Source organism: Variovorax sp. HJSM1_2 (assembly GCF_049316285.1).
Lineage (GTDB): Bacteria > Pseudomonadota > Gammaproteobacteria > Burkholderiales > Burkholderiaceae_C > Rhodoferax_B.
In genome coordinates this window covers 19,634-40,437 of record NZ_JBMOXA010000036.1, presented here as the reverse complement: position 1 = coordinate 40,437, position 20,804 = coordinate 19,634, and the positions used below count along the sequence as shown (strand labels likewise).

Annotated in this window: 18 protein-coding genes; 8 read left to right on the top strand and 10 right to left on the bottom strand. The window is 63.4% G+C overall.

The genetic code is table 11. From position 1 onward, the window contains the following. From ACFQ95_RS23975 to ACFQ95_RS23950, 6 genes are all read right to left on the bottom strand, one after another. Positions 1-1,356: efflux RND transporter periplasmic adaptor subunit (locus ACFQ95_RS23975; RefSeq protein ID WP_422835172.1), on the bottom strand; the 1,356-nt coding region annotated here is incomplete at its 3' end. A gap of 601 nt (positions 1,357-1,957) precedes the next feature. Next, a complete protein-coding gene (locus tag ACFQ95_RS23970) occupies positions 1,958-4,375 on the bottom strand; it encodes a TIM-barrel domain-containing protein (protein WP_422835171.1) in 2,418 nt (805 codons plus the stop codon). 38 nt (positions 4,376-4,413) lie between these two features. Further along, positions 4,414-5,415 (bottom strand): ABC transporter ATP-binding protein, encoded by a 1,002-nt coding sequence (locus tag ACFQ95_RS23965; protein WP_422835169.1) that lies wholly within the window; start codon positions 5,413-5,415, stop codon positions 4,414-4,416. 17 nt (positions 5,416-5,432) lie between these two features. After that, positions 5,433-6,488, bottom strand: coding sequence for a carbohydrate ABC transporter permease (locus ACFQ95_RS23960; protein ID WP_422835167.1), 1,056 nt, complete (start codon positions 6,486-6,488; stop codon positions 5,433-5,435). Between the two features lie 11 nt (positions 6,489-6,499). Next, a complete protein-coding gene (locus ACFQ95_RS23955) occupies positions 6,500-7,489 on the bottom strand; it encodes a carbohydrate ABC transporter permease (protein WP_422835165.1) in 990 nt (329 codons plus the stop codon). A 161-nt stretch (positions 7,490-7,650) separates the two neighbouring features. Continuing rightward, positions 7,651-8,922, bottom strand: coding sequence for an ABC transporter substrate-binding protein (locus tag ACFQ95_RS23950; protein WP_422835163.1), 1,272 nt, complete (start codon positions 8,920-8,922; stop codon positions 7,651-7,653). A gap of 523 nt (positions 8,923-9,445) precedes the next feature. Here ACFQ95_RS23950 and ACFQ95_RS23945 point away from each other — a divergent pair. Next, positions 9,446-10,531 (top strand): LacI family DNA-binding transcriptional regulator, encoded by a 1,086-nt coding sequence (locus ACFQ95_RS23945; protein WP_422835161.1) that lies wholly within the window; start codon positions 9,446-9,448, stop codon positions 10,529-10,531. A 7-nt stretch (positions 10,532-10,538) separates the two neighbouring features. Here ACFQ95_RS23945 and ACFQ95_RS23940 read toward each other — a convergent pair whose 3' ends face one another. Then, entirely contained in the window at positions 10,539-11,408 is an 870-nt protein-coding gene (locus ACFQ95_RS23940; RefSeq protein WP_422835159.1) for a LysR family transcriptional regulator, read from the bottom strand. Between the two features lie 90 nt (positions 11,409-11,498). Here ACFQ95_RS23940 and ACFQ95_RS23935 point away from each other — a divergent pair, with 90 nt between their 5' ends. From ACFQ95_RS23935 to ACFQ95_RS23920, 4 genes are all read left to right on the top strand, one after another. Next, positions 11,499-12,440 carry a DMT family transporter gene (locus ACFQ95_RS23935; RefSeq protein WP_422835157.1) on the top strand — a complete coding sequence of 314 codons (942 nt, stop codon included), beginning with the start codon at positions 11,499-11,501 and terminating at the stop codon, positions 12,438-12,440. A 196-nt stretch (positions 12,441-12,636) separates the two neighbouring features. After that, the gene (locus ACFQ95_RS23930; RefSeq protein WP_422835156.1) at positions 12,637-13,566 is read left to right on the top strand and encodes a DMT family transporter; all 930 of its coding nucleotides are present in this window, start codon (positions 12,637-12,639) and stop codon (positions 13,564-13,566) included. 49 nt (positions 13,567-13,615) lie between these two features. Then, positions 13,616-14,632: an ornithine cyclodeaminase family protein gene (locus ACFQ95_RS23925; protein WP_422835154.1), complete on the top strand. Its 1,017-nt coding sequence runs from the start codon at positions 13,616-13,618 to the stop codon at positions 14,630-14,632. A gap of 100 nt (positions 14,633-14,732) precedes the next feature. Next, a complete protein-coding gene (locus ACFQ95_RS23920; protein WP_422835152.1) occupies positions 14,733-15,086 on the top strand; it encodes a RidA family protein in 354 nt (117 codons plus the stop codon). 72 nt (positions 15,087-15,158) lie between these two features. Here ACFQ95_RS23920 and ACFQ95_RS23915 read toward each other — a convergent pair whose 3' ends face one another. Genes ACFQ95_RS23915 through ACFQ95_RS23905 form a run of 3 tightly spaced genes read right to left on the bottom strand, consistent with a single transcriptional unit; the run spans position 15,159 to position 17,513 of the window. Next, positions 15,159-15,977: a LytR/AlgR family response regulator transcription factor gene (locus ACFQ95_RS23915; protein ID WP_422835150.1), complete on the bottom strand. Its 819-nt coding sequence runs from the start codon at positions 15,975-15,977 to the stop codon at positions 15,159-15,161. A 3-nt stretch (positions 15,978-15,980) separates the two neighbouring features. Then, positions 15,981-17,069, bottom strand: a complete 1,089-nt coding sequence (locus ACFQ95_RS23910; protein ID WP_422835148.1) for a sensor histidine kinase — start codon at positions 17,067-17,069, stop codon at positions 15,981-15,983. Positions 17,070-17,099: 30 nt separating this feature from the next. Continuing rightward, the gene (locus ACFQ95_RS23905; RefSeq protein WP_422835146.1) at positions 17,100-17,513 is read right to left on the bottom strand and encodes a DUF2306 domain-containing protein; all 414 of its coding nucleotides are present in this window, start codon (positions 17,511-17,513) and stop codon (positions 17,100-17,102) included. A 489-nt stretch (positions 17,514-18,002) separates the two neighbouring features. On the opposite strand from ACFQ95_RS23905, the gene ACFQ95_RS23900 reads away from it, so the two are divergent. Genes ACFQ95_RS23900 through ACFQ95_RS23890 form a run of 3 tightly spaced genes read left to right on the top strand, consistent with a single transcriptional unit; the run spans position 18,003 to position 20,804 of the window. Further along, a complete protein-coding gene (locus ACFQ95_RS23900) occupies positions 18,003-18,995 on the top strand; it encodes a sialic acid TRAP transporter substrate-binding protein SiaP (RefSeq protein WP_422835145.1) in 993 nt (330 codons plus the stop codon). 7 nt (positions 18,996-19,002) lie between these two features. Next, positions 19,003-19,518 (top strand): TRAP transporter small permease, encoded by a 516-nt coding sequence (locus tag ACFQ95_RS23895; RefSeq protein WP_422835144.1) that lies wholly within the window; start codon positions 19,003-19,005, stop codon positions 19,516-19,518. Continuing rightward, positions 19,515-20,804, top strand: a complete 1,290-nt coding sequence (locus tag ACFQ95_RS23890; RefSeq protein WP_422835142.1) for a TRAP transporter large permease — start codon at positions 19,515-19,517, stop codon at positions 20,802-20,804. The genes ACFQ95_RS23895 and ACFQ95_RS23890 overlap by 4 nt, the downstream gene beginning before the upstream one ends.

Sequence of the window (20,804 nt, the reverse complement as noted above, 5' to 3'; positions counted from 1 at the left end):
TGCCGAGAGCCGCAACCAGTCGATGAGCCGGTGCGACCACACCCAGGCCAGCGGCGCCTGCCCTACGGCAATCTTGGCCACACCTTCGAGGCCGGGGCGGATGCGGCTGGCGTCGGTCTGGATGTCGGTTTCCACATCAAAGACATTGCGGCTTTCCACCGCCCGCGCCACCGGCGTGATGCGGGTAACCCGGATAGGCAGTGCGTCCCATGGCAGGGCCGAAAGCGCCAGCGTGCCCTGCTGGCCGGTCTGCACGCTGGCAATGTCGCGCTCATCGACCTGTACCACCACGCGGTAACGCTCCAATGGTGCCATCACGATCAGCGGCTTGCCGCGCTCCACCGGGGCACCGAGCAACTGGCTCAGGTCGCCGTCCACCACAATGCCGTCGAACGGTGCCAGGATGCGCGAGCGCGACAACTCGGCTTCGACCAACTCGAGATGGGCCCGAGCCTCGTCCGCACGCGCCAGGGCAATCACCATGGCGGCGCGGTCGGCACGGGCCAGGGCGCTGGCGTAGGCGTTTTCCTGCAGGCTCAGGTCGCTGGCCCATTTGCGCCGCTGCAGCGACAGGTCCTGGTCGGCCATCTCGATCAACAACTGCCCGGCCTTGACGTGGTCACCGGGTCGGACATGGCTGGCCTTGAGGAAACCATCGGCCGGAGCCACCAGCGAGCGCTGCTGCTCGCCCTGGACCTGGGCGTGGCCCCCCACGCGGTACTCCACGGGCAGGGCCAGCGCCACAACCACGGCCACCACCGCGGCCGCCACGGCGATGCGCGCGCGCGCACCTTCGCTGGAACGCAGCTTGCGGCCAGTGCGCCGCAGCGCTTCGGCCAGGCGCCGGCGTAGCGGAGCTTCCCGCTGCTGCATCAGATACAACACCGGACCCGCCAGGCTGACCAGGTTCTCCAGCTCGCTGACAAGCAAGGGCATGGCGGGCGGGCGTGTCGCCCATTCACAGGTCACCGCGCCTACCGTTTCACCCATGTAGACAATGGGCACGCTGGCGACGGCTCCGACAAGACCTGTGGCCAGGCGGCTGTGCGCCAAGCGCACGGCGGGCGCGCCCTCGGCTGGAAACTGCACGCTGGTGCCCTGGGCCACGGCTTCGTCCATGGCCGCAGCGAGCCCGGCGAAAGCCTTGCCGCCCAGGCCTTCGTCGCCGCCATGCGAGACCGCGACCAGGGTGATGAAGTGGTTGACTACAAAACCGACACTGACGCGCACACAACCCCGGGCGCTGGCGATTTCGCTAGCAAAGGCCATGGCGGCCTCACGCATACGTGCATGGGAGAGCACCGTCGCCTGAAGCGACAGCGCGAGCATCGGGTGGTCTTCCGGCCTTATGCTCATGTCGCCGTCAGCTTGACCGTCGTTTTTGCATAACAAAGAAGTGTTTGCTGCCCATGCAATGACTTCCGGTTAAGGAGAAAGTTGTGGTTCGACGAACTACATCTTCAGACCACGCTGCTGCCCATTTATACGGTATTTGACAATTGGCAACAATGCTGCGCGGCCGCTGTGGTATCCAAAGCATTTCTGTTTGAATCACCAAGCAAGGGGCTTTTCAAGCTACGCAACAATAGCTGCGTAGGACGGCCTTCAGACGCGCAAAACATGGCCGAAACGCGCGCCACGCGTTGGCCCGCGATGCCATGCAGACACCGTTGCGCACCAGCAACATTGCGGCGCCATGGCGCATACGGCCAGTAGCCAGGTGTGTGTTGTCCGCGTCGGTGTGCTCGCGGATGAATGGCTTCAGCGGCAGGCCAGCCGGCACGCGGGCCGCGTTCGGCGACTTGTGCGCGCCCGGCGCGCAAGCCTGCGGATCAAGCCAAGGCGAGGATTGGCAACGCCGCAGGCCGGCCATGCCAGGGATGCGGACGCCAAGTGAGAATTGTTCAGCCTTGCCCTATGCGGAACCCCGGCATCGCCATGGCGATGCCGGGCAGGCTTATGAGAGCTTGAGCCTGAGCTGGCGCCAACCCGCATGCACGGCCTCGTGTGCCAGGCTGGCACCGCTGAAGTTCAGCGTGCGCTGGTCCGCGGCCGGCAGGCGCAAGACCAGAGAGTCTTGCGTGGGCGCACGCGCCCCTTCGCGGAACACGCTGATGTGCAAACTCTGCGGCGTGCACTGCACCGCCAGGCGCCATTGGCCATGCTGCCCTTCTCGGCAAGCTTGGGTATGGCCGTCGTCTTCAAAACAGCTCGCCTCGAACTTGCCCTCGCCGAGGAACGGAAACACCTGAAAGCCGCGCAAGTCTTCCACCTTGCCGAAGTGGATGTCGCCGTAGTTCATGGCAATGGCACTGCCTTCGCGCGCCAGCAAGGGCGGCGGCCCATCCAGCTTGGCGGCCAGCGTCACATGCTGGCCGGCCTTGTGGTGTTGCGCTGAAGCCCACTCGTACCAGCCACCCGTGCCGGGCAGCCACACCTGACGCTCGGTCTGACCGGGCTCGACCACCGCGGCCGACAGCAGGTTGGCGCCGATCAGCATGTCGTCGTTTTCCTCCAGGCAACGCAAGTCATCCGGGAAGTCGTGGTAGGTCGGCCGGATGATGGGCTCCAACGCGCTGTGGTAGCGCCACACCAGGTCGTACAGATAGGGCATGAGGCGGTAACGCAGCACGATCAGGTCGCGGATCTGCGGCGTGACTTCGGGGTACATCCACGGCTCGTTCACCGTCTGGTCGTCGTTCCACGAATGGATGCTGAAGCGTGGCAGGAAGATGCCGTGCTGCACCCAGCGCACCAGCAACTCGGGGCCAGGCGCAGGGCCAGAGAAACCACCGATGTCGTGGCCGGTATTCGACACACCCGACATCGCCAGGCCCAGGCCCATACGAATGTTGTACTTGAGCGTTTCCCAGGCGGTGTAGTTGTCGCCCGACCAGGTTTGCACATAACGCTGCATGCCGGCCGCGCCCGAGCGCGACACGAGATACGGGCGCTCTGCCGGAGCAAACTCGGTCTGCGCCGCATGCGAGGCCTGGATCATCAGCAGCGTTTGCAGCGGGCGCGCCTCGCGTGCTGCGCGTGGTGTGCCAAAGCCGTGGGCCAAGGCCTTGTCGCTCCACACTTCAAACTCGTTGTTGTCGTTCCAGGTGCAGGGGATGCCGTACTGCAGAAGCTGCTCGGTCACCTGTTTCTTCCACCACGCAATGGTGGCGGGGTTGGTGAAGTCGAGATAGCCGCCGGTACCGTCCCAGAACTGCACGGCCGTGGGCTGGCCATCGGGGTCTTGCACCAGCAGGCCGGCCTGGCGCGCTTCTGCAAAGCGCGGGTGGTCGCGCAAGAGCGCGGGCTTGATGTTGGGCACCAGGCGCACACCACGGTCCAGGTAGCTCTGCACAAAGGCAGCTGGGTCGGGAAACTTCTCGCGGTTCCAGTTGAAGACGTAGCGGCCCGGGCCTATGGAGGTGTAGCCGGACGACAAGTGGAACGAGTCGCACGGAATATCGTGCTCTTCACAGCGCTCCAGGAACTCGCCCATGCGCTCTTGCGCGTTGGGCGCATCGGTATAGCTCATGGTCGAGCCCGAGTAACCCAGGGCGTAACGCGGCGGGAAGATAGGCACACCCGTCAGCCAGGTGTAGCGGCGTGTGATGGCAGCGGGGTCGGCACCGGCGATGTAGTACAGGTCGAGGTCACCATGGTCGGCCACAAAGTAGCGGTAGTGGCCGTGGTAGTTGTCCATCTCGCGGCCCATGTCGAAGCTGCAATCAGACAAGGTGTCGTAGAACAGACCGAAGCACAGGCCGGCATCTTTCTCCCCCCCCTTGCGGGTGATGTAGAAAGGAATGTGTTTGTACAGCGGGTCGGTGCTGCGCGCGCTGTAACCCATGGGGTCGAGGTTGCACATGCGGTAGCGTTGGCCCGCGCGGTTGGCGTCGCCCGCGCGCTCGCCCAGGCCGAAGTAGGCCTCGCCGCGTTCACGCTGCAGGTAGTGGTAGACCTTTTCGTCCCACCAGCCGAAGTTGTAGCTCTGCGTCGGGCGGTCGGCCGCCGTGGCTTGCCATTGGCCCTTGTATTGGCTTTCCCAGCGGCAGAAGAAGCCTTGCAACGCAATGGTCAGGCGCACGGCGCCAGTGGTGATCTGCAATTGCTGTGCGTCATGTGTCAGCTTAAACGCGGGCAGCGAAAAGCCGCTCACGTCAAAACGGTCGCGGCCTTGCACGGGCAGGTTTTCCAGCCCCGGCGCCACCGTCCAGCTGCGCGGCATCTGCAGCTGGCCTTGGGGCAAAACGAGCACACGAACGATGTCTTCTTCGAGCACCCAGATGTGGGCGACGGCACCACTGGTGCTGCTCAAAACGACGTGGTTGCCGGTCTGCGATTGCAGGGCAAAGGTGGGGGCTTGGTCGAGGCGCATGGCTACTACTTGTCGATGTTGTTTTTAGAGGCTTAGGCTTAGATGCGCAGGCCGTTCTGGTCGAAGTAATGCAGGTGTTCGGCAGGTGCGGTGACCTGCACGGTGTCGCCACGCTGAATGGTGGTCTGGCCCGGCAAGATGACTTCAAACGGCGCATCGGCCACCACGTTGCCGTGCAGGATGCTGGTGCTGCCGAGTTGCTCGACCTGCGATACCTTCATCTGCAGCGGGCCGTCATTCGCCAACTGGGCGTGCTCGGGGCGAATGCCCACGGTGGCGGTGCCGGCCTTGGCGCCGGGCATGGTGGCCACGGGTACGAAGTTCATGCGCGGGCTGCCAATGAAGCCGGCAACAAACTGGTTGCACGGCCGGTTGTACAGCTCCAGCGGCGAGCCCACCTGCTCAATGCGGCCGGCACGCAGCACCACAATCTTGTCGGCCATGGTCATGGCTTCCACCTGGTCGTGGGTCACATAAATCATGGTGGCACCCAGGCGCGCATGTAAGTCGCGGATCTCGGCACGCATGGACACGCGCAGCTCGGCGTCCAGGTTGGACAAGGGCTCGTCGAACAGGAACAGCTTGGGTTCGCGCACGATGGAGCGGCCAATGGCCACACGCTGGCGCTGGCCGCCCGACAGTTGCGTAGGCTTGCGTTGCAGCAGCGGTGCCAGTTGCAGCATGGTAGCCGCGGCGTTGACCTTGCTCTCGATCACCGACTTGGCAACACCCAGGTTCTCCAGGCCAAAAGCCATGTTGTCGTACACACTCATGTGCGGGTACAGCGCATACGACTGGAACACCATGGAGCAGCCACGGTGTGCGGCGGTCACGTCGTTGACACGTTGGCCATCGATGCGGATGTCGCCGCTGCTGGCGGGCTCCAGGCCCGAGATGATGCGCAGCAGCGTGGATTTGCCGCAGCCCGAAGGGCCGACGAAGACGACGAATTCACCGTCGGCCACTTGCAGGTCGACGCCATGGATGATGGTGCTTTTGTCGAAGGTTTTGACGACGTTGGCGAGTTCAAGAGTAGCCACGAGAGAGTCCTATTCGGTTACTTCACACCGGCACTGGCGATGCCAGTGGTGATGTATTTCTGGAGGAAGGCAAACACCAGCGTGATCGGGATCAGCGTGATCACCGTCATGGCCAGCAGGTAGTGCCACTGCGTATTGAGTTCGCCCTGGAAGGCGTTAAGCGCGAGTTGCAGCGTGAAGTGTTCCGACTTGGACAACACAATCAACGGCCACAGGAAGTCGTTCCAGCGCCACATGAACGAGAAGATGGCCAACACCGCCATCGCTGGCGCGGCCAGCGGCAGGATGATCTTCCAGTAGATGCGCCATTCGCTGGCGTTGTCCATGCGCGCGGCTTCCAGCAATTCGTCGGGAATGGTCAACATGTATTGGCGCAGCAGGAACACGCCGGTGGGTGTGGCCACCGCCGGTAGGATCACGCCCCACAGGTTGTTCAGCAGGTTCAGCTCGGAAATCACCAGGAAGGCCGGCACCAGGATGATGGTCGGCGGAATCATCAGCGTGGCGATGATCAACACAAACACCGTCTTCTGCCCGGTGAACTGGTACTTGGACAAGGCAAACGCCGCCATCGAGTTGAACAACAACGTGAGGATGGTGGCCACAACGGTGATGAACACACTGTTCCACAGGTAGCTGCCGAAGGCGAACTTGCCGAAGATCTCGGTGTAGTTGCCGCTGGCGAACTTCAGCTCGTTGACCGGCTGGCGGTCGTTGATGTTGACGCGGATCTCGGTCTGCGGCGCGGCCGGGTCGACCATGGTTGCCATCAGGCCGATGCGGCGCACCTGTGCCAGTTCACGTGTCTGGCCTTGTTCGTCCTTGGCCAGGAACAAGGGCAGCGGCTTGTCAAAGCCGGCCACCACCACTTCCTTCTGGCTGTAGGGCAAGAAGGTGGGCGGGAACTGGCTCAAGGCGCTTTCGGTCTTGAACGACGACATCACCAGCCACAGCACCGGGCCGAACATGACGATCAAGCCGGCCAGCAGGTAGGCGTAGGACAGCCAGTCGGTCCAATGCAGGCGTGTGCTGCCATGCTGGCGGCCACGGGTACGGGTCAGAAAATTTGCCATGGATGCTGTCCTTACTTCTTCACTTTGCCGGCTTCGCCAGCCTTGGACAGCCGCAGCTGCGCCAGTGTCAACGCCATCAGCCCCACCGCCAGAATGAGCGACGCCGCAGCGGCCAGGCCATACAGGTGGATCTGCTCGGCAAAGCCGGTCTGGTAGATGTATTGCACGATGAAGGTGGTGGCCGAGCCCGGTCCGCCGCCGGTGAGCACAAACACTTCGTCAAAGCTTTGCACCGCACGAATCATCACCAGCACCAGCACCACGATCAGGTTGGGCATGAGCAGTGGCAAGGTGATGCGCGTGAGCACGCGCCACGGAGGCGCGGCGTCCATCTCGGCGGCCTCGTAGACATCGCGCGGAATGGCTTGCAGGCCGGCCAGCAAGATCAGCGTGTAGAAACCCATGTGGGCCCAGATCGACACCACCACCACCCAGAAGAAGGCCCAGTGGCGGTCGAGCAGCCAGTCCATGGGCTGCGAGCCCATGGCCACCAGCCCGGCGTTGAACACGCCCTGGCTTTGCAGCAGCCACTTCCAGATCAGCGCCACCACCACCGGCGACAACAGCACCGGGTAGAAAAACACACCACGCCAGAAGCCCCGGCCAATGATCTTGCGGTTGAGCACCAGGGCGGTGATCAGCGAGAACAACAACATCAGCGCCACCTGGATCAGGCTGAACTTGACGGTGTTGAAGATCGAACGCCAGAAGATGTCGGTGCGGCAGGTCTGCAGGTCGGTGTAGTCACGGCATTCGAGCAGGATGGAGAAGTTCTCCAGCCCCGTGAACGGCCGCTGCGTCGGCAGCAGGTTCACCCCGCCCGTGACGGCATACACCAAGTTGATGAGGATGGGCAGGAACGTGAAGATGCTGATGATCAGCAAGTTCGGCCCGACAAACAACCACCCAATCCGCTTGGACCCCAGCAGCTTCTGCCCAAGCCGAAACACAGGCTCAAAGAGGTTGAACAAGAAGCCCAGAAGGCTAGCAAACACCGACATACAAACTCCTACCTCTTTCGAACCGACTCAGACGCGCACAGGCAAACCGGTATCCGCATCACCATGGGATGCCGCGGATCTGGCTCTGCCAGTCCGCAGGCATCGCCCCCTGCAAGGGGGTTGGCGCAGCGACACACAGTGCGCGAAGACTGGGGGTGTGCTTACTTCTCGGCTTGCTTCACGGCCTCGGCCATGTCGGTGCCAATCTTGTTGACGGCCTCGTCCACACTGATCTCACCCACGATGGCCTGGGTCACACGTGTCACCGTTGGCAGCATCAAAGCGCGGTTGTACTTGTAGCCTTGCAGCGCGTAGGCCGCAGGCGCCAGCGTAGCAGTGCCGCTGGTGAACACACCCAGCGCAGCCTGGGCAGCAGGGCCAGCCGTGGGGTAGGTCACGCCCTTTTTGGCCACACCGGCGTGTGCCGGAATGTTGTTGGTGCGCGAGGCGAACTCAGCCACGTTGGCTTCTTGTGCCATGAAGTCGAGGAACTGGCCCACCTCCTTGGGCGACTTGGTGGTCTTCAACGCCACCCAGGCCGCGCCGCCGGGCATGCCGGAGCAAGCCGCCGGGCCGCATGGGTTGGGCACGGCCACCCAGTCGAACGCGTTGCCGATTTCCTTTTGCATGCGGTTGATCTGCCACGAGCCCGACAAGATCATCACCACGCGGCCGTTCTTGAATTCGCCCACGGTGTCGGCGTAGCTGGAGCCGCCCGAGCCGCCCCACACGTCCTTCAGCATGGTGCCGTCTTTGTGCCAGCCGACAAACTTGCTCACCGCGGCCTTGTAGCCATCGTCCACCACCAGGTTGCCCTTGGCGTCAAAAATCTTCGCACCGTAACTCACGGCAGGGCCGCCAAAACGGTGGCCCGAACGGTCCCAGGCCATGGCCGATGGGGTTTGTGTGGCCTTGGCCACTTTGCGTGCGGCGTCTGCCCACTCGTCCCACGTCGCCTTGGGGCCTGGCAGCGGGATCTTGGCTTGTTCAAACAGCGTCTTGTTGACGAACGGACCGGTCATGGTGAGTTGCGACATCACGCCGTAAATGCCCTTGTCGCCGGCCTTGTTGCGCATCCATGGCAGGGTGCTGCCGAAGTTGTCTTCCCAGTATTTTTTGTCTTTGACGTAGCCGCTGATGTCGATGTAGTTCTTCGACAGACCACCGATTTCGGCCACACGTGCAATGTCCGGGCCCTGGCCCGCAGCCAGTTGAATCGGCAACTGCTCCACCACCGTTTTGTAGGGCACGGTGTCGAGGATGACCTTGTTGCCAGGGTGCTGCGCCTCGTAGCGCTTGATCAGGTCAGCGGTCACGTCGCACTCGTTGCCGTCCTGGTAACACATCACGCGGATGTCGGCCATGGCGGCCGTGGCCAGGCACAGCAAACCAGCGCCAACAGCGCTGTTCACGAGGGTGGATTGGATCTTCATTTGTCTTCCTTCTTTCTTAGGGATGCGTGGTCGGCAGACCATGCGTACAGGCGGGTGATCAGGACGGAGAAGCAGCCCGCGGGCCAATACCACCGCAGGGGTGGGGCCTGGACGTGCGCGGAATCAGTTTGATCTCAAAACATCGCTGCGGCAACATAAAAGCTGCGCGTGCCATGCCGAGAAGGCCTTGTGCCTGTGATGTGTATGGACCATGTGCTCCTCCGTTTGCCAGCTTCGCGGATCGTCATGCCTGGCAGACGGTTCGAAGCCAATCCGGTTTGATGTTGAAGAACGTGTCGACGCTCTCGCTGTCTCCTGCGCGGCGCGCGGCAAAGCCGCACACCACTCGGGAACGACGCGTGTTTTCACCGCGTTATCGTTACCGTGCAAATATTATGGCAAACGTTTGCCAAAACTGTCAAAGATTTTCTAAACTGTACTTTTGTAAGGCCAATCGCGTCGCTTGCCGCGCCCGGGCTAGACCCATGCACTGCGACAATCCAGCGTACAAACAATCAAAAAAATGGACCAGACACCGCCCGCGGTACTGGCCTGCAACCGCACCCGGGGAGACAAGCGCAACATGACGGACGCACATCGCAAGGGCAACGGCATAGGACCGGTCTCACTCGCCACGGTGGCCGCTGAGGCGGGCGTCTCCATCGCCACGGTCTCGCGCATCGTCAACGGTGAAACCAAGCGCGCCTCGCCCGAAACGCTGGAGCGTGTGCGCGCCGCCATCACCAAGGTTGGCTACCACCCCAACCAACTCGGCCGCGCCCTGCGCAACCGCGAAAGCCGCCTGGTCGCCATGCTGGCCGCCAACCTCGACAACCCGGTGATGGCCACCATTGCAGCGTCCACCGAGGCCGCATTGCGCGAAGCCGGCTACGTGATGATCCTGTGCGACACCCACGACCGCCCCGACCTGCAGGACGACTACCTCAACGCCATGCGTTCACAGGTGGTGCAAGGCTATGTGGTGGTCGCCGGGCAAGCCAGCCCCGGCTTACGCGACTTTGTGGCGCGCGGCGCACCGATTGTGTTTGTCAGCCGCCGCAGCCCGTTTGGCGACTGCGCCTTTGTCGGGCCGAACAACCTCGCCGCCGGAGCGGACGCGGCCGACTACCTGCTCGCCCGCGGCATAGAACAACCCGCCGTGGTGTTCCCTTCACGCGAATCGTCGACCACGCGTGAACGCGTCAAGGGCTTTTGTGACCGCATGCTGGCGCGCGGCATTCCCGCCGAGCGCATCATCAAAGCCGCTGGCCCCGGCATCTCGCACCTGGAAATCGGCTACGCGGCGGCGGCGCATTTTGCGGGCACACAGAACTGGCCACGCGGCGCCATGTGTATCAGCGACCAGGTGGCCTACGGCGTGCACCGCCTGGCGCGCGAGTGTGGCGTGGCCGTGCCGCAAGACTGCGAACTGGTGGGCATTGACGGCAACCCCATCAATGCCTGGCTGGCGCCCTGGCTCACGTCGGTGCAAATTCCACACCGCGATTTCGGGCCAAAAATCGTCGACTTGCTGCAACGCCTCTGGGGCGGCGAGGCGCCGCGTGAGCACCTGATGCCACACCGCATGGCAACAGCGGCCGAGAGCTGAGCCGGCGCTAATTTCTGGCCAGGGTCTGCACCATCTGTTCGTAGATGGCGTCCACCGCGGGTGAACGCAACGAAGCCTTGCTGCGCATCACCGTCACCTCCATGGCGCCTAGTGTTGGCAAGTCGTATTCGGTCGGCAGGTTCTGCAAAATCTGCAAGCCCGCCGGCACACTGCAGCGTGTCAGCACCGCAATCGCCAAGCCACTTTCCACGGCCGCCAACTGCCCCGCCAGACTGGAGCTGTGATAGACGATGCGGTAGGCGCGCCCCTTGGCGCTCAGCGCCGACAGCGTGGCGCTGCGCGCCATGCTGCCGGCCTCGTACACGGCAATTGGCAAGGGGTCGCGCCGCCAGGCTTCGTACTGTGCGGCCGCCACCCACACCAGCGGCTCCTGAAACAACAAACGCCCGCGTTGCGCCTTGTCGCGCGAGACCAGCGCCACATCCAGCTCACCCTTGAGCACACGCGGAATCAACGCGGTCGACTGCTCACACGTGAGGTCAATCTCCACACCCATGTGGCGGCTGGCAAAGCTGCGCAGCACCGGCGTGAGGTAGGTGGCGGCGTAGTCGTCGGGCACCCCCAGGCGCACCCGCCCTTCCAGGCGCGGGCCAAACAGCGCCGTCTGCGTTTCGGCCTGCAGCGCCAGCATGCGCCGCGCATAGGCCAACAGCTCGGCACCAGCCGGTGTCAGCTCCATCTGCCGCGGGCCGCGCAGCAACACGGTGCGGCCCAGCGCCGCTTCCAGCTTTTTGATCTGCATACTCACCGCCGACTGCGAGCGGTGCACCAGCGGCGCCGCGCCCGACAGCGAGCCCGCGTCCACGGTCGCCACAAAGGCGCGCAACCAATCGATTTGAAAGTCGGGGTAGTTCACAGCTGGAGGGCTCTTTGAATTCGTTAATCGAATAATAGTGCTTTGAATTATCCGTTTTACACAAATCGGCGCAGCGTGGAGCATCGCAGCATGCACATCGAAACCAAGCTCCCGCTGCTAGCACACAACGCTGCAATCAATACCCGTGAACGCCAAGGCCAATGGCTGCTGATCGCCGGCGGCATCCTGCTCGGCACGCTGGGTGTGTTTGTCGAAGAGGCCGGACAACACCCCTTGGTCACGGTGTGGTTTCGCTGCTTGTTTGGCGGCTTGGCGCTGCTGGCCTGGGGCGCCGCCACCGGGCGCTTAAAAGAGCTGCGCCTGCAAGGCCGGGTGTTGTGTATCGCCATGACCAGCGGTGCGCTGATGATTTTTAACTGGGCGCTGTTTTTCGCCGCCATCACACGCACGTCCATAGGCGTGGCCACCGTGGTGTTCCACATCCAGCCCATTTGGGTGATGCTGCTGGGCGCGTGGTTGCTGCGTGAAAAGGTGGCGCCACACCAATGGGTCGCCACGCTGGTGGCGCTGTGTGGGCTGACCTTGACCACCGGCTTGCTGAGCAACACCGACTGGCTGCACAGTGCCGGCAATGGCTACCTCATAGGCTTGGTGATGTGCCTTGGCGGCTCGCTCAGCTACGCGGCCGTGACCTTGATCGCCAAGTCGGCCAAGTCCTCAAACGGCACCAGTTCGTTCGCCCTGGCGTGGTGGCAGTGCCTGGTGGGTGTGGTGGTGCTGGCCTGGGTGCCGTTTGTTTTTGGCTGGCCGCAGCAGCCACAGGCCTGGGCCTGGCTCGCGGGCCTGGGTGTGATCCACACCGGCCTGGCCTATGCCATCCTGTTTGCCGGCATGGCACGGCTGGCCATAGGCAAGATTGCGGTGCTGCAGTTTGTCTACCCGCTCACGGCCGTGGTGGTGGATGGCCTGGTGTATGGCCGCACACTCTCGGCCCTGCAAATCGCGGGCGTGTTGTTGATGGCCGCCGCGTTGTGGGCCATCGCCCGGCCGCAAAATCAAGCGGCAAGATAAAAATACTACTAATTAGATAGCTATCCACGCTTGCCAAACATACATCAAAGCCATTTTTCATATCAGAAACTGCGGTTTATACGCAGACCGCGGCATGCACCAAAGCGGCACAATAATGGTTCGCCCTTATTTGCCGCCATCCCCTTCCCGCCCGGCCAGCCAGCGCCGCCCTGCGGTTGGACTTGTCGGCCACGCCATGTCCGATTCAGCCTCGTTGCCCACAGCCCCTTCCCCACAGACCAGTGCCGACCAGCAGCGACGTCAAGCCAACCGGCGCAGCATCCTGGCCATCCTGACGGCCATGGCCGCGTTTGTGACCAACGATGCCATGGTGAAGTACACCAGCCAGTCGTTACCCGCGGCGCAGTTGATCTTCATGCGCGGCACCACGGCTTGTTTGATCGTGTTGTGCGCGGCCTACGCCATGGGCGAACTGGGCCGCATCCGCGAGATCGCCCACCGCTGGGTGGTGATTCGCACGACCTCCGAGACCACGGGCACCATGCTGTACCTGACCTCGCTGTTCCACCTGCCGATAGGCAACGCCACCGCCATCAACATGGCCGCACCCTTGTTCATCACCATTTTTGCGGCGTGGTTCATGCGTGAGAAAGTCAACGCGCTGCGCTGGTTCGCCATTGGTGCGGGCTTTACCGGCGTGTTGCTGGTGATACAGCCGCGCGCCAACGGCTTCAACAGTTTTGCGATTCTGTGCCTGGTGGCCACCGTATTCCATGCCGCCCGCGACTTGCTGACGCGGCGCATCCCGTCCACGGTGCCGGGCATCCTGATCACGCTGGCCAGCGCACTCGGCGTCACCTTGGTCTCGGGGCTGTTGTCTATCGTTCAGGGCTGGGCGCCCTTTACCTGGCAACAGCTGGGCACGCTGGGCCTGGCCTCGCTGTTCCTGGTGATTGGCAACTTTCTGATCATCTACGGCATGCGCCATGGCGAGGTGTCGCTGGTGGCGCCGTTTCGCTACAGCTCGCTGCTGTTTGCCGTGCTGCTGGGTTTTGGCGTATGGGGCGATGTGCCCAATTTGCTGGCCTGGGTCGGCATTGCGCTGCTCGTAGGATCCGGCCTGACCATGCTGCGCAGCGAACGCACACGCGGCGCCACAGACTGAGGGTTGACGCGCGGACCAGCCGCGCCAGGCCTGCGGCACACTGGCCACCATGCACAACGCCGCCAATCCCGCCTATACCGCCAACTCCGCCGCATCGGCCCTGCGCTACATCGATGCCAACAGCGTAGCACGCCATCTGCCCTGGCCGGCCCTGCTGCAGGCTTTGCAACAGGCATTTGCCGCAACCGACCTGACCACCCCGGTGCGCAGCCACCACCACATGCACGGCCTGGGGCCAACACAGACCCCTGTGCTGCTGAGCATGCCGGCATGGAGCCCCGCACTGGGCGTGGGCGTGAAGCTGGTCAGCGTCTATCCGGACAACCATACGCGGCAGTTGCCGTCGATCCACGGCCTGTACGTGCTGATGGATGCGCTCAGCGGCCGGCCGCAGGCGGTGCTCGATGCCGGCGAACTCACCGCCCGCCGCACGGCGGCCGCATCGGCCCTGGCCAGCCGTTATCTCTCGCGGACGGACAGCCGCACCCTGTTGATGGTGGGCAGCGGCCGCCTCGCGCAAGTCCTGCCTTTGGCGCATGCCCAGGTGCGCCCCATAGAGCGGGTACTGGTATGGGGCCGCGCACCGGAAAAGGCCCAAGCCAGCGCACAGGCGCTGTGTGCGCAAGGCCTGCATGCCGAGGCGGTGCCTGATCTGCGCCAAGCCTGCGCGCAGGCCGACATCGTCAGTTGCGCCACCCTTTCACCCACGGCCTTGCTGTACGGCGATTGGCTGAGGCCCGGCACCCATGTGGACCTGGTCGGTGCCTTCACCCCCCAGATGCGCGAAGCCGATGACACGCTGATGGCCCGTGCCAGCGCCGTGTGGTGCGATACCTTGGCTGGCGCCCTGTCCGAGGCGGGCGACATCGTGCAGGCACTGGACTCGGGCGCGCTGCGGCGCGAGCAGATCGTCGGTGAGCTGGCCGAGCTATGCCGCGCCAACCAGGCAGCAGCACGCGCCCCCGGCGCCATCACGGTTTTCAAGTCAGTAGGCGCGGCACTCGAAGATCTGGCCGCCGCACGCCTGTGCCTCGATGGCCTGAGCAAACAAGCTGATGTGACATAAAGATTCTTGATGCAGGCCTACGCGGCCGCCAGCGCTACGGCGCGCCGTATCATTGGCGGCTAAGCCTTTTTCAACCCCTTCCCTTTGTTCAGGAGTCTTCATGTCCATTCAACGCATACAGCCCGGCCCGCGCATGTCCCAAGCCGTGATCCACGGTGACACGGTGTACCTGGCCGGTCAATGCGCCGAACCCGGCACCACCGCCGATACCTTTGGCCAAACCCAACAGGTGCTGGCCAAGATCGACGCATTGCTGGCCGCCGCCGGCACCGACAAGTCCAAGCTGCTGAGCGCCACCATCTGGCTGACCGACATGGCCAGCTTTGCCGACATGAACCGCGCCTGGGAAGCCTGGGTTGTGCCCGGCGCCACGCCCGCACGCGCCACGGTGATGAGCCCCAAGCTGGCCCTGGCCGAATTCACGGTCGAAATCGGCATCATCGCCGCCAAGTAAGGCTTCAGGCCGGGGCGACCGAGAGCCTGTTCACCCTCTATTGAGAGACCCCAATAGATTCTGAACTGGCTCTTACATCGCCCTGAAGAGGTGCGCGTACAGGCGGCTCACCGCCAGCCGCTCGGTACGCCCATGCAACAAAGCCTGCAGCTTGCCCGACTCGTCGCGCAGCACACTCGCCACCGCCTGCGCGCGGACCACCGTACCGCGGTGTATCTGCCAGAAGCTTTGTGTGTCGAGCTGGGGCAGCAAGTCCTTTAACGGTGTACGGATGGTGTACTCGCGCATTTCGGTCACCACACGCACATACTTGTCCGCGGCCTCGAAATAAACCACCTCGGCCACCGGAACCATGTGCACCTGGTTGCCCAGGCTGGCGGCAATGAACTGCAATCTGGGCAGCGCGCCGCGAGTATGTGCACCCACCACATGCGCCAGCAGGTCGTGTAAACCACCCAACTGCGCCCAGCGCATTTCGTCCGTGGCCATACCCTGTGCGCCACTTTGGCCCAACCCCAGGGACTGCAGCCTGGCCACCGTCTTGCGCAGGCGCTCGGGCTGCACCGGCTTGAGCAGATAGTCCACGGCCTGGGTCTCGAAGGCCTGCACCGCATATTGGTCGTAGGCCGTGACAAACACCAACGCGGGAAACGGCTTGCTCGCCGGCCATACATCCACCAAGGCCGCAGCCGCTTCCAAGCCGTCCATGCCGGGCATGCGAATGTCCAGGAACAACACATCGGGCGTACTCTGCAGCGCGCAGGCCAGCGCACTGGCGCCGTCACCCACGGTTGCCAGCACCTGCAAATCCGGCCAGGCCTCGGTCAGCAAGGCATGCAGGGCCTGGGCCAGCAGGGGTTCGTCGTCCGCGATAAGGGCCGTGATGGGCATGGTTCAGGTCTGTGCAACGATAGACGTCGGATACGGAATGGTCATGTTCACGCTGACACCGCCGCTGACCGGTGTCACGATCTGCAGCATGGCCTGCTCACCAAAAGCGGCCGCCAGTTGGGCGCGCACCTGCGCCAGGCCAAAGCCACTCCCCCCACCCTCGGCGCCAGGCTGCCCGGCCGGCCAACCCACGCCCGTGTCGGCCACGGTCAACACCACCTGGCCGGCCGCGCGCTGCGCACGCACCGTGATGTGCCCGCCCTCCAGCTTGCGTTCCAGTCCGTGGCGAATGCTGTTTTCCACCAGGGGCTGCAACAGCAGGCTGGGCACAGGCACGTGGGCCAACGCATCGGGCAATTCCAAGGTGATGCCCAGGCGCGGCCCCATACGCACAGCCATCAGTGCCAGATAGTCTTGCAGGCGCGCAAACTCTGCGCTCAAGGGGTGCATGGTCTGGCGCGACGCGCTGAGGGTGGCGCGCAAAAAGTCCACCAGACGGTCGAGCATGGCCGTGGCGCGCGCCGGATCAAGCGTGATCAACACACGCAGGTTGGCCAGGGTGTTGAACAACATGTGTGGTTCCAACTGCGCCTGCAACAACTGCAGTTGCGCCTGGGCCAGATGCAACTGCGCCGCCGTGTGGCGCTCGCGCGTTTGCTGCAGCAGCGTGCGGCTGACAAAAAAGTAGGTGCAGCCGGCGGCGGCCAACAAGCTCAGCAGCAGGTAATGCCAATGGCGCTCCAGCCCGCTCCAGCCCGCATTCCACGGCAGGCCCAGGCACCATGCGGCCAGCAGGCCGCCCACCACATAGCCACACAACGCGCCCAGCGGCACGACCAGCAGCAGGCGCGGCCATTGGGTTTCAAGTGCACGCACCCACAGACGGCACAGCGGTTCGGTCAGTGCCCAGATGCTGAGGCCTATACATTGCGCAAACACCCAGTTCACACCAAACCCCTGCGCCCCGACGAGGGTGATGCCCACGGCCACCAAGGTGTTCAGGCCCAGCATGGCGGCCAACTTGGGCCCATGTCGGCGCAGCGTCGCGGCAAGAGTGTGGAGGTTGAAGGTGTGCATAGGCTGAACAGACATGGATTTTGCAACGTGTTGGCCGCCCATGGATCACCACCAGCCCAGTGCGTCGTGCCAAAGCCATTGGCCCAACAGCCGACTGGGCCACAGCGTGAACATGCCAGTGACCACACACGCACTGAAATACAAACGTTGCATGGTCTGGCGGTGCTGCTGCACCTGGCCGCGCACCAGCGCACGCAGCGCCAGGAACAAAGCCCCCAGCGTCAGCGGGATGAGCAGGTGGATCGGCGTGAAACCCGCCACATTCGGCAAACGATGGTCGCGGATGAGCAGGGCCGACAAAGCCGTGAGCAACATAAACGCCACCCAGGCATAACCAAACGCGCGGTGCAGCCGTGTGCGCTGTGTACGCCCTTTGCGCGCCCACAAGGCGACGGGACCGGTGACCAGCGCCAGCAGCGCAGCCGTCATGTGGACGGCGATCAGGGGTGTAAGTTGCATGATAGAAGTGCTCCGTGTGGGCATCGCTGAAAGGCGACGAAGGCCGTGACTGGCTGGCACTTTGCCCAGCCGCGCGCCGCAGCACCAGCGGATTGCGACGAAACAAAACTTGAGTGGGATGAAACGCAGCTCAGGCGGTGTCAAACCACACCGCTCGCTGCGTGTGTTGCCTGGGCGCGGTGCTTCAAGCCGATGCGATGCACGCTTGGCGGGCACAACAACACCACATGAAACTCATCTATCAAAAATGGCTTTCAGGCACATTAAAAAAGCGCATTTAGCTCCATTTTGAGGAGCAAAGGCATTGCCACATCGGCAGCGACCCATGGGTCGGCGGCGCGGCCGGCCACGGGTTTCCACTCAGCCACAAGAAAGGCATTCACAGCACAATTCCTTCGCCATAGCAACTGACATGTTAGTCATAAATCACATGCATTCCCTGTAGTTCTGCCGGACGCCGGTCCGGTCATTTTGGAAAAGGTGGAGACAATGAAAAACGAAAACAGAAGACGTTTCCTCACCACTGGTTCGGCCATCGCGGCCGGCCTGGCCAGCCCCACGCTGCTGCGCGCGCAGCCGTTGGCTGTGCGCTGGGGTGAGTCGCTCGCGGCATCACACCCGCAGGTGCAAATGGCCGAACGCGTGGCCAAAGAGGTGAAAGAAAAATCGGGCGGCCGCATCGACGTGCAACTGTTCCCGAACAGCCAGCTCGGCTCGGGCAAGGACATGATAGAGGCCGTGTCGGCGGGTGCGCTGCAGCTCACCACCGACGGCGCGGGCGCACTCGGCGCGTTCTTGCCGCAGCTGTCGGTGGTCGAGGCGCCCTACCTCTGGCGCGACGCCGCCCACATGGCCAAGGCCCCGAGCACACCGCTGTTTGCCAAGCTCAACACCGACCTGGTGGCCAAGCGTGGCATGCGCATGCTCAACATGACCTACTACGGCAAACGCCACCTCACCACCGGCACCAAGGCCGTGCGCACGCCGGCCGACATGGCGGGATTCAAGCTGCGTGTGCCGCCGGTCGACACCTTCCGCGCCATGGCCGAGGCCTGGGGTGCACGTGCCACCCCGATTGCGTTTGGCGAGCTGTACCTGGCGTTGAGCCAAGGGGCGATTGATGGTCAGGAGAACCCTCTGCCCACCATACAGAGCGGCAAGTTTTTTGAAGTGCAGAAGTACCTGGTGCTGACCGAACACATCATCACGCCGCGCATGGTGATCGTGAACGAAGCCTTCTGGAAAGGCCTGCCCGCCGCCGACCGCGACCTCATGCAAGCCGCCTTTGCCAGCGGCGCCGCCTGGCAGGACAAAGAGCTGCTGAGCCAGGAGGCCGGCCTGGTGGGCACCTTCAAGGCCGGTGGCATGACCATCATCGAGCCCGACCTCGCGGCCTGGCGCAAGCCGGTGCTGGACACTGTACCCAAGCTGTTTGCCGACAAATGGGGCAAGGGCACGTTTGAATCGCTGCAAGCCTTGTAGGACCGTGATGAAGGCTTTGAAGTTATTCGACAGCTTTTTGGCCGTGTTCGCCAGCGCGCTGGTGGTGGCGATGCTCTGCACCGTTACCGCCGGTGTGGTGACACGCGCCATAGGCCACCCGCTGAGCTGGACCGATGAAGGCAGTTGCTTCCTGATGATCTGGCTGTCTTGCCTGGGCTGGATGCTGGCCACACGCAAACGCGCACACATCCGCATCCGCTTCTTCCAGGACAAACTGCCCGACCAGGCCTGGCGCTGGACCGAAGCCGCCATCCAAATCGCATTGGCGATTTTTGGCGGCGTGATCGCCTGGTACAGCGTGCACCTGGTGCACACCAATGCCGACATTGAAGCCCTGGCCCTGCCGTTGTCCAACGCCTGGATGTACGCACCCTTGGTGCCGGCTGGCCTGCTGACCTTGTGCCAGGCCGTGGCTGAACTGTGGCAGCAGTGGCAACGCGTGCAACGGCCCGCGCCCATCGTGCCCGCGCCCGAGCCCGGCGCACAAGGAGCCACGCCATGATAGGCCTGATGCTGAAGATCTCCGGCGGCTGGCTCGCCAGCATTCTGATGGGCTTGCCGCTGTTTGTCTCGATGGGCTTGGCCGCGCTGGTGTTTTTATGGCTGGGCGGCATGCCCGTCACCGTGTTGCCGCAGAAGATGGCCGGCTCGGTGAATTCGTTCCCCATCATTGCCGCGCCCTTGTTCATCCTGATGGGCAACATCCTGGGCGCCGCGCGTTTGACCGACCGCATTGTCGAATTCGCCAGCGCCGTGATCGGCTGGGTGCGCGGCGGTTATGCCCACGCCAGTGTGCTCACCAGCATGATCTTCGCCGGCATGGTGGGCTCGGCCGTGGCCGATGCCGCGGGCTCGGGTGCGATTGAGATCCGCGCCATGAAAAAGGCCGGCTACAAGCCCGAAACCGCTGCCGCCATCACCGCCGCTGCGGCCACCATAGGCCCCATCATTCCACCGTCGCTGCCCATGGTGATCTACGGCGTGACGGCTGACGTGTCGATTGGCAAGCTGTTCATCGCGGGGGTGATTCCCGGCATCTTGATGGGCTTGTCGCTGATGCTGATGGTGGCCTACTTTGCGCGCAAACAAGGCATGGCACGCAAACCGTTTGGCGGCTTCCGCAACATCGGCCGCACCTTCCTCAACGGCTTCTTCGCACTGATGACGCCCGTGGTGATTTTGGGCGGCATGTTCAGCGGCCTGGTCACGCCCACCGAAGCCGCAGCCGTGGCCTGCCTGTACGCATTGTTCCTGGGCTTTGTGGTGTACCGCACACTGGAGGTCAAGCAGCTAGGCCCCATCCTCATCGAGACCGCCGAAACCACGGGCCTGGTGTTGGTGCTGGTGATGGCCGCCAGCGCGCTGGGCTGGTGCATGTCGATCTCGCGCATGCCACAAACGCTGAGCCCGCTGATCGTCGCCACCATCTCCAGCCCTATCGCTTTCCTGCTGATGGCCAATGTGCTGATGCTGATCGTTGGCTGTTTCATGGAAGCGCTGGCCGCGATGCTGATCCTGATCCCGATTCTGGTGCCGGCCGCCGTGGCCTACGGCATAGACCCGGCACAGTTCGGCGTGATCATGGTGTTGAACCTGATCCTGGGCACCATACACCCGCCGATTGGCGTGGTGCTGTTTGTGGTGACACGTATCGCCAACATCAGCTTCGAGACCATGTCGCGCGCGATTCTGCCGTGGCTTATTCCGCTGCTGGTGGTGTTGCTCGCCATCTCGTTGTGGCCGCCGCTCACGCTGTGGTTGCCGCAGGTTCTCAGCGCTTCAAAGTAG

Bases quoted from the DNA above. Each gene is read 5' to 3' on its own strand.
- ACFQ95_RS23970 (WP_422835171.1), bottom strand. From the start codon at position 4,375: ATGCGCCTCGACCAAGCCCCCACCTTTGCCCTGCAATCGCAGACCGGC.
- ACFQ95_RS23960 (WP_422835167.1), bottom strand. From the start codon at position 6,488: ATGGCAAATTTTCTGACCCGTACCCGTGGCCGCCAGCATGGCAGCACA.
- ACFQ95_RS23955 (WP_422835165.1), bottom strand. From the start codon at position 7,489: ATGTCGGTGTTTGCTAGCCTTCTGGGCTTCTTGTTCAACCTCTTTGAG.
- ACFQ95_RS23950 (WP_422835163.1), bottom strand. From the start codon at position 8,922: ATGAAGATCCAATCCACCCTCGTGAACAGCGCTGTTGGCGCTGGTTTG.
- ACFQ95_RS23945 (WP_422835161.1), top strand. From the start codon at position 9,446: ATGGACCAGACACCGCCCGCGGTACTGGCCTGCAACCGCACCCGGGGA.
- ACFQ95_RS23935 (WP_422835157.1), top strand. From the start codon at position 11,499: ATGCACATCGAAACCAAGCTCCCGCTGCTAGCACACAACGCTGCAATC.
- ACFQ95_RS23930 (WP_422835156.1), top strand. From the start codon at position 12,637: ATGTCCGATTCAGCCTCGTTGCCCACAGCCCCTTCCCCACAGACCAGT.
- ACFQ95_RS23925 (WP_422835154.1), top strand. From the start codon at position 13,616: ATGCACAACGCCGCCAATCCCGCCTATACCGCCAACTCCGCCGCATCG.
- ACFQ95_RS23920 (WP_422835152.1), top strand. From the start codon at position 14,733: ATGTCCATTCAACGCATACAGCCCGGCCCGCGCATGTCCCAAGCCGTG.
- ACFQ95_RS23915 (WP_422835150.1), bottom strand. From the start codon at position 15,977: ATGCCCATCACGGCCCTTATCGCGGACGACGAACCCCTGCTGGCCCAG.
- ACFQ95_RS23910 (WP_422835148.1), bottom strand. From the start codon at position 17,069: ATGTCTGTTCAGCCTATGCACACCTTCAACCTCCACACTCTTGCCGCG.
- ACFQ95_RS23905 (WP_422835146.1), bottom strand. From the start codon at position 17,513: ATGCAACTTACACCCCTGATCGCCGTCCACATGACGGCTGCGCTGCTG.
- ACFQ95_RS23900 (WP_422835145.1), top strand. From the start codon at position 18,003: ATGAAAAACGAAAACAGAAGACGTTTCCTCACCACTGGTTCGGCCATC.
- ACFQ95_RS23895 (WP_422835144.1), top strand. From the start codon at position 19,003: ATGAAGGCTTTGAAGTTATTCGACAGCTTTTTGGCCGTGTTCGCCAGC.
- ACFQ95_RS23890 (WP_422835142.1), top strand. From the start codon at position 19,515: ATGATAGGCCTGATGCTGAAGATCTCCGGCGGCTGGCTCGCCAGCATT.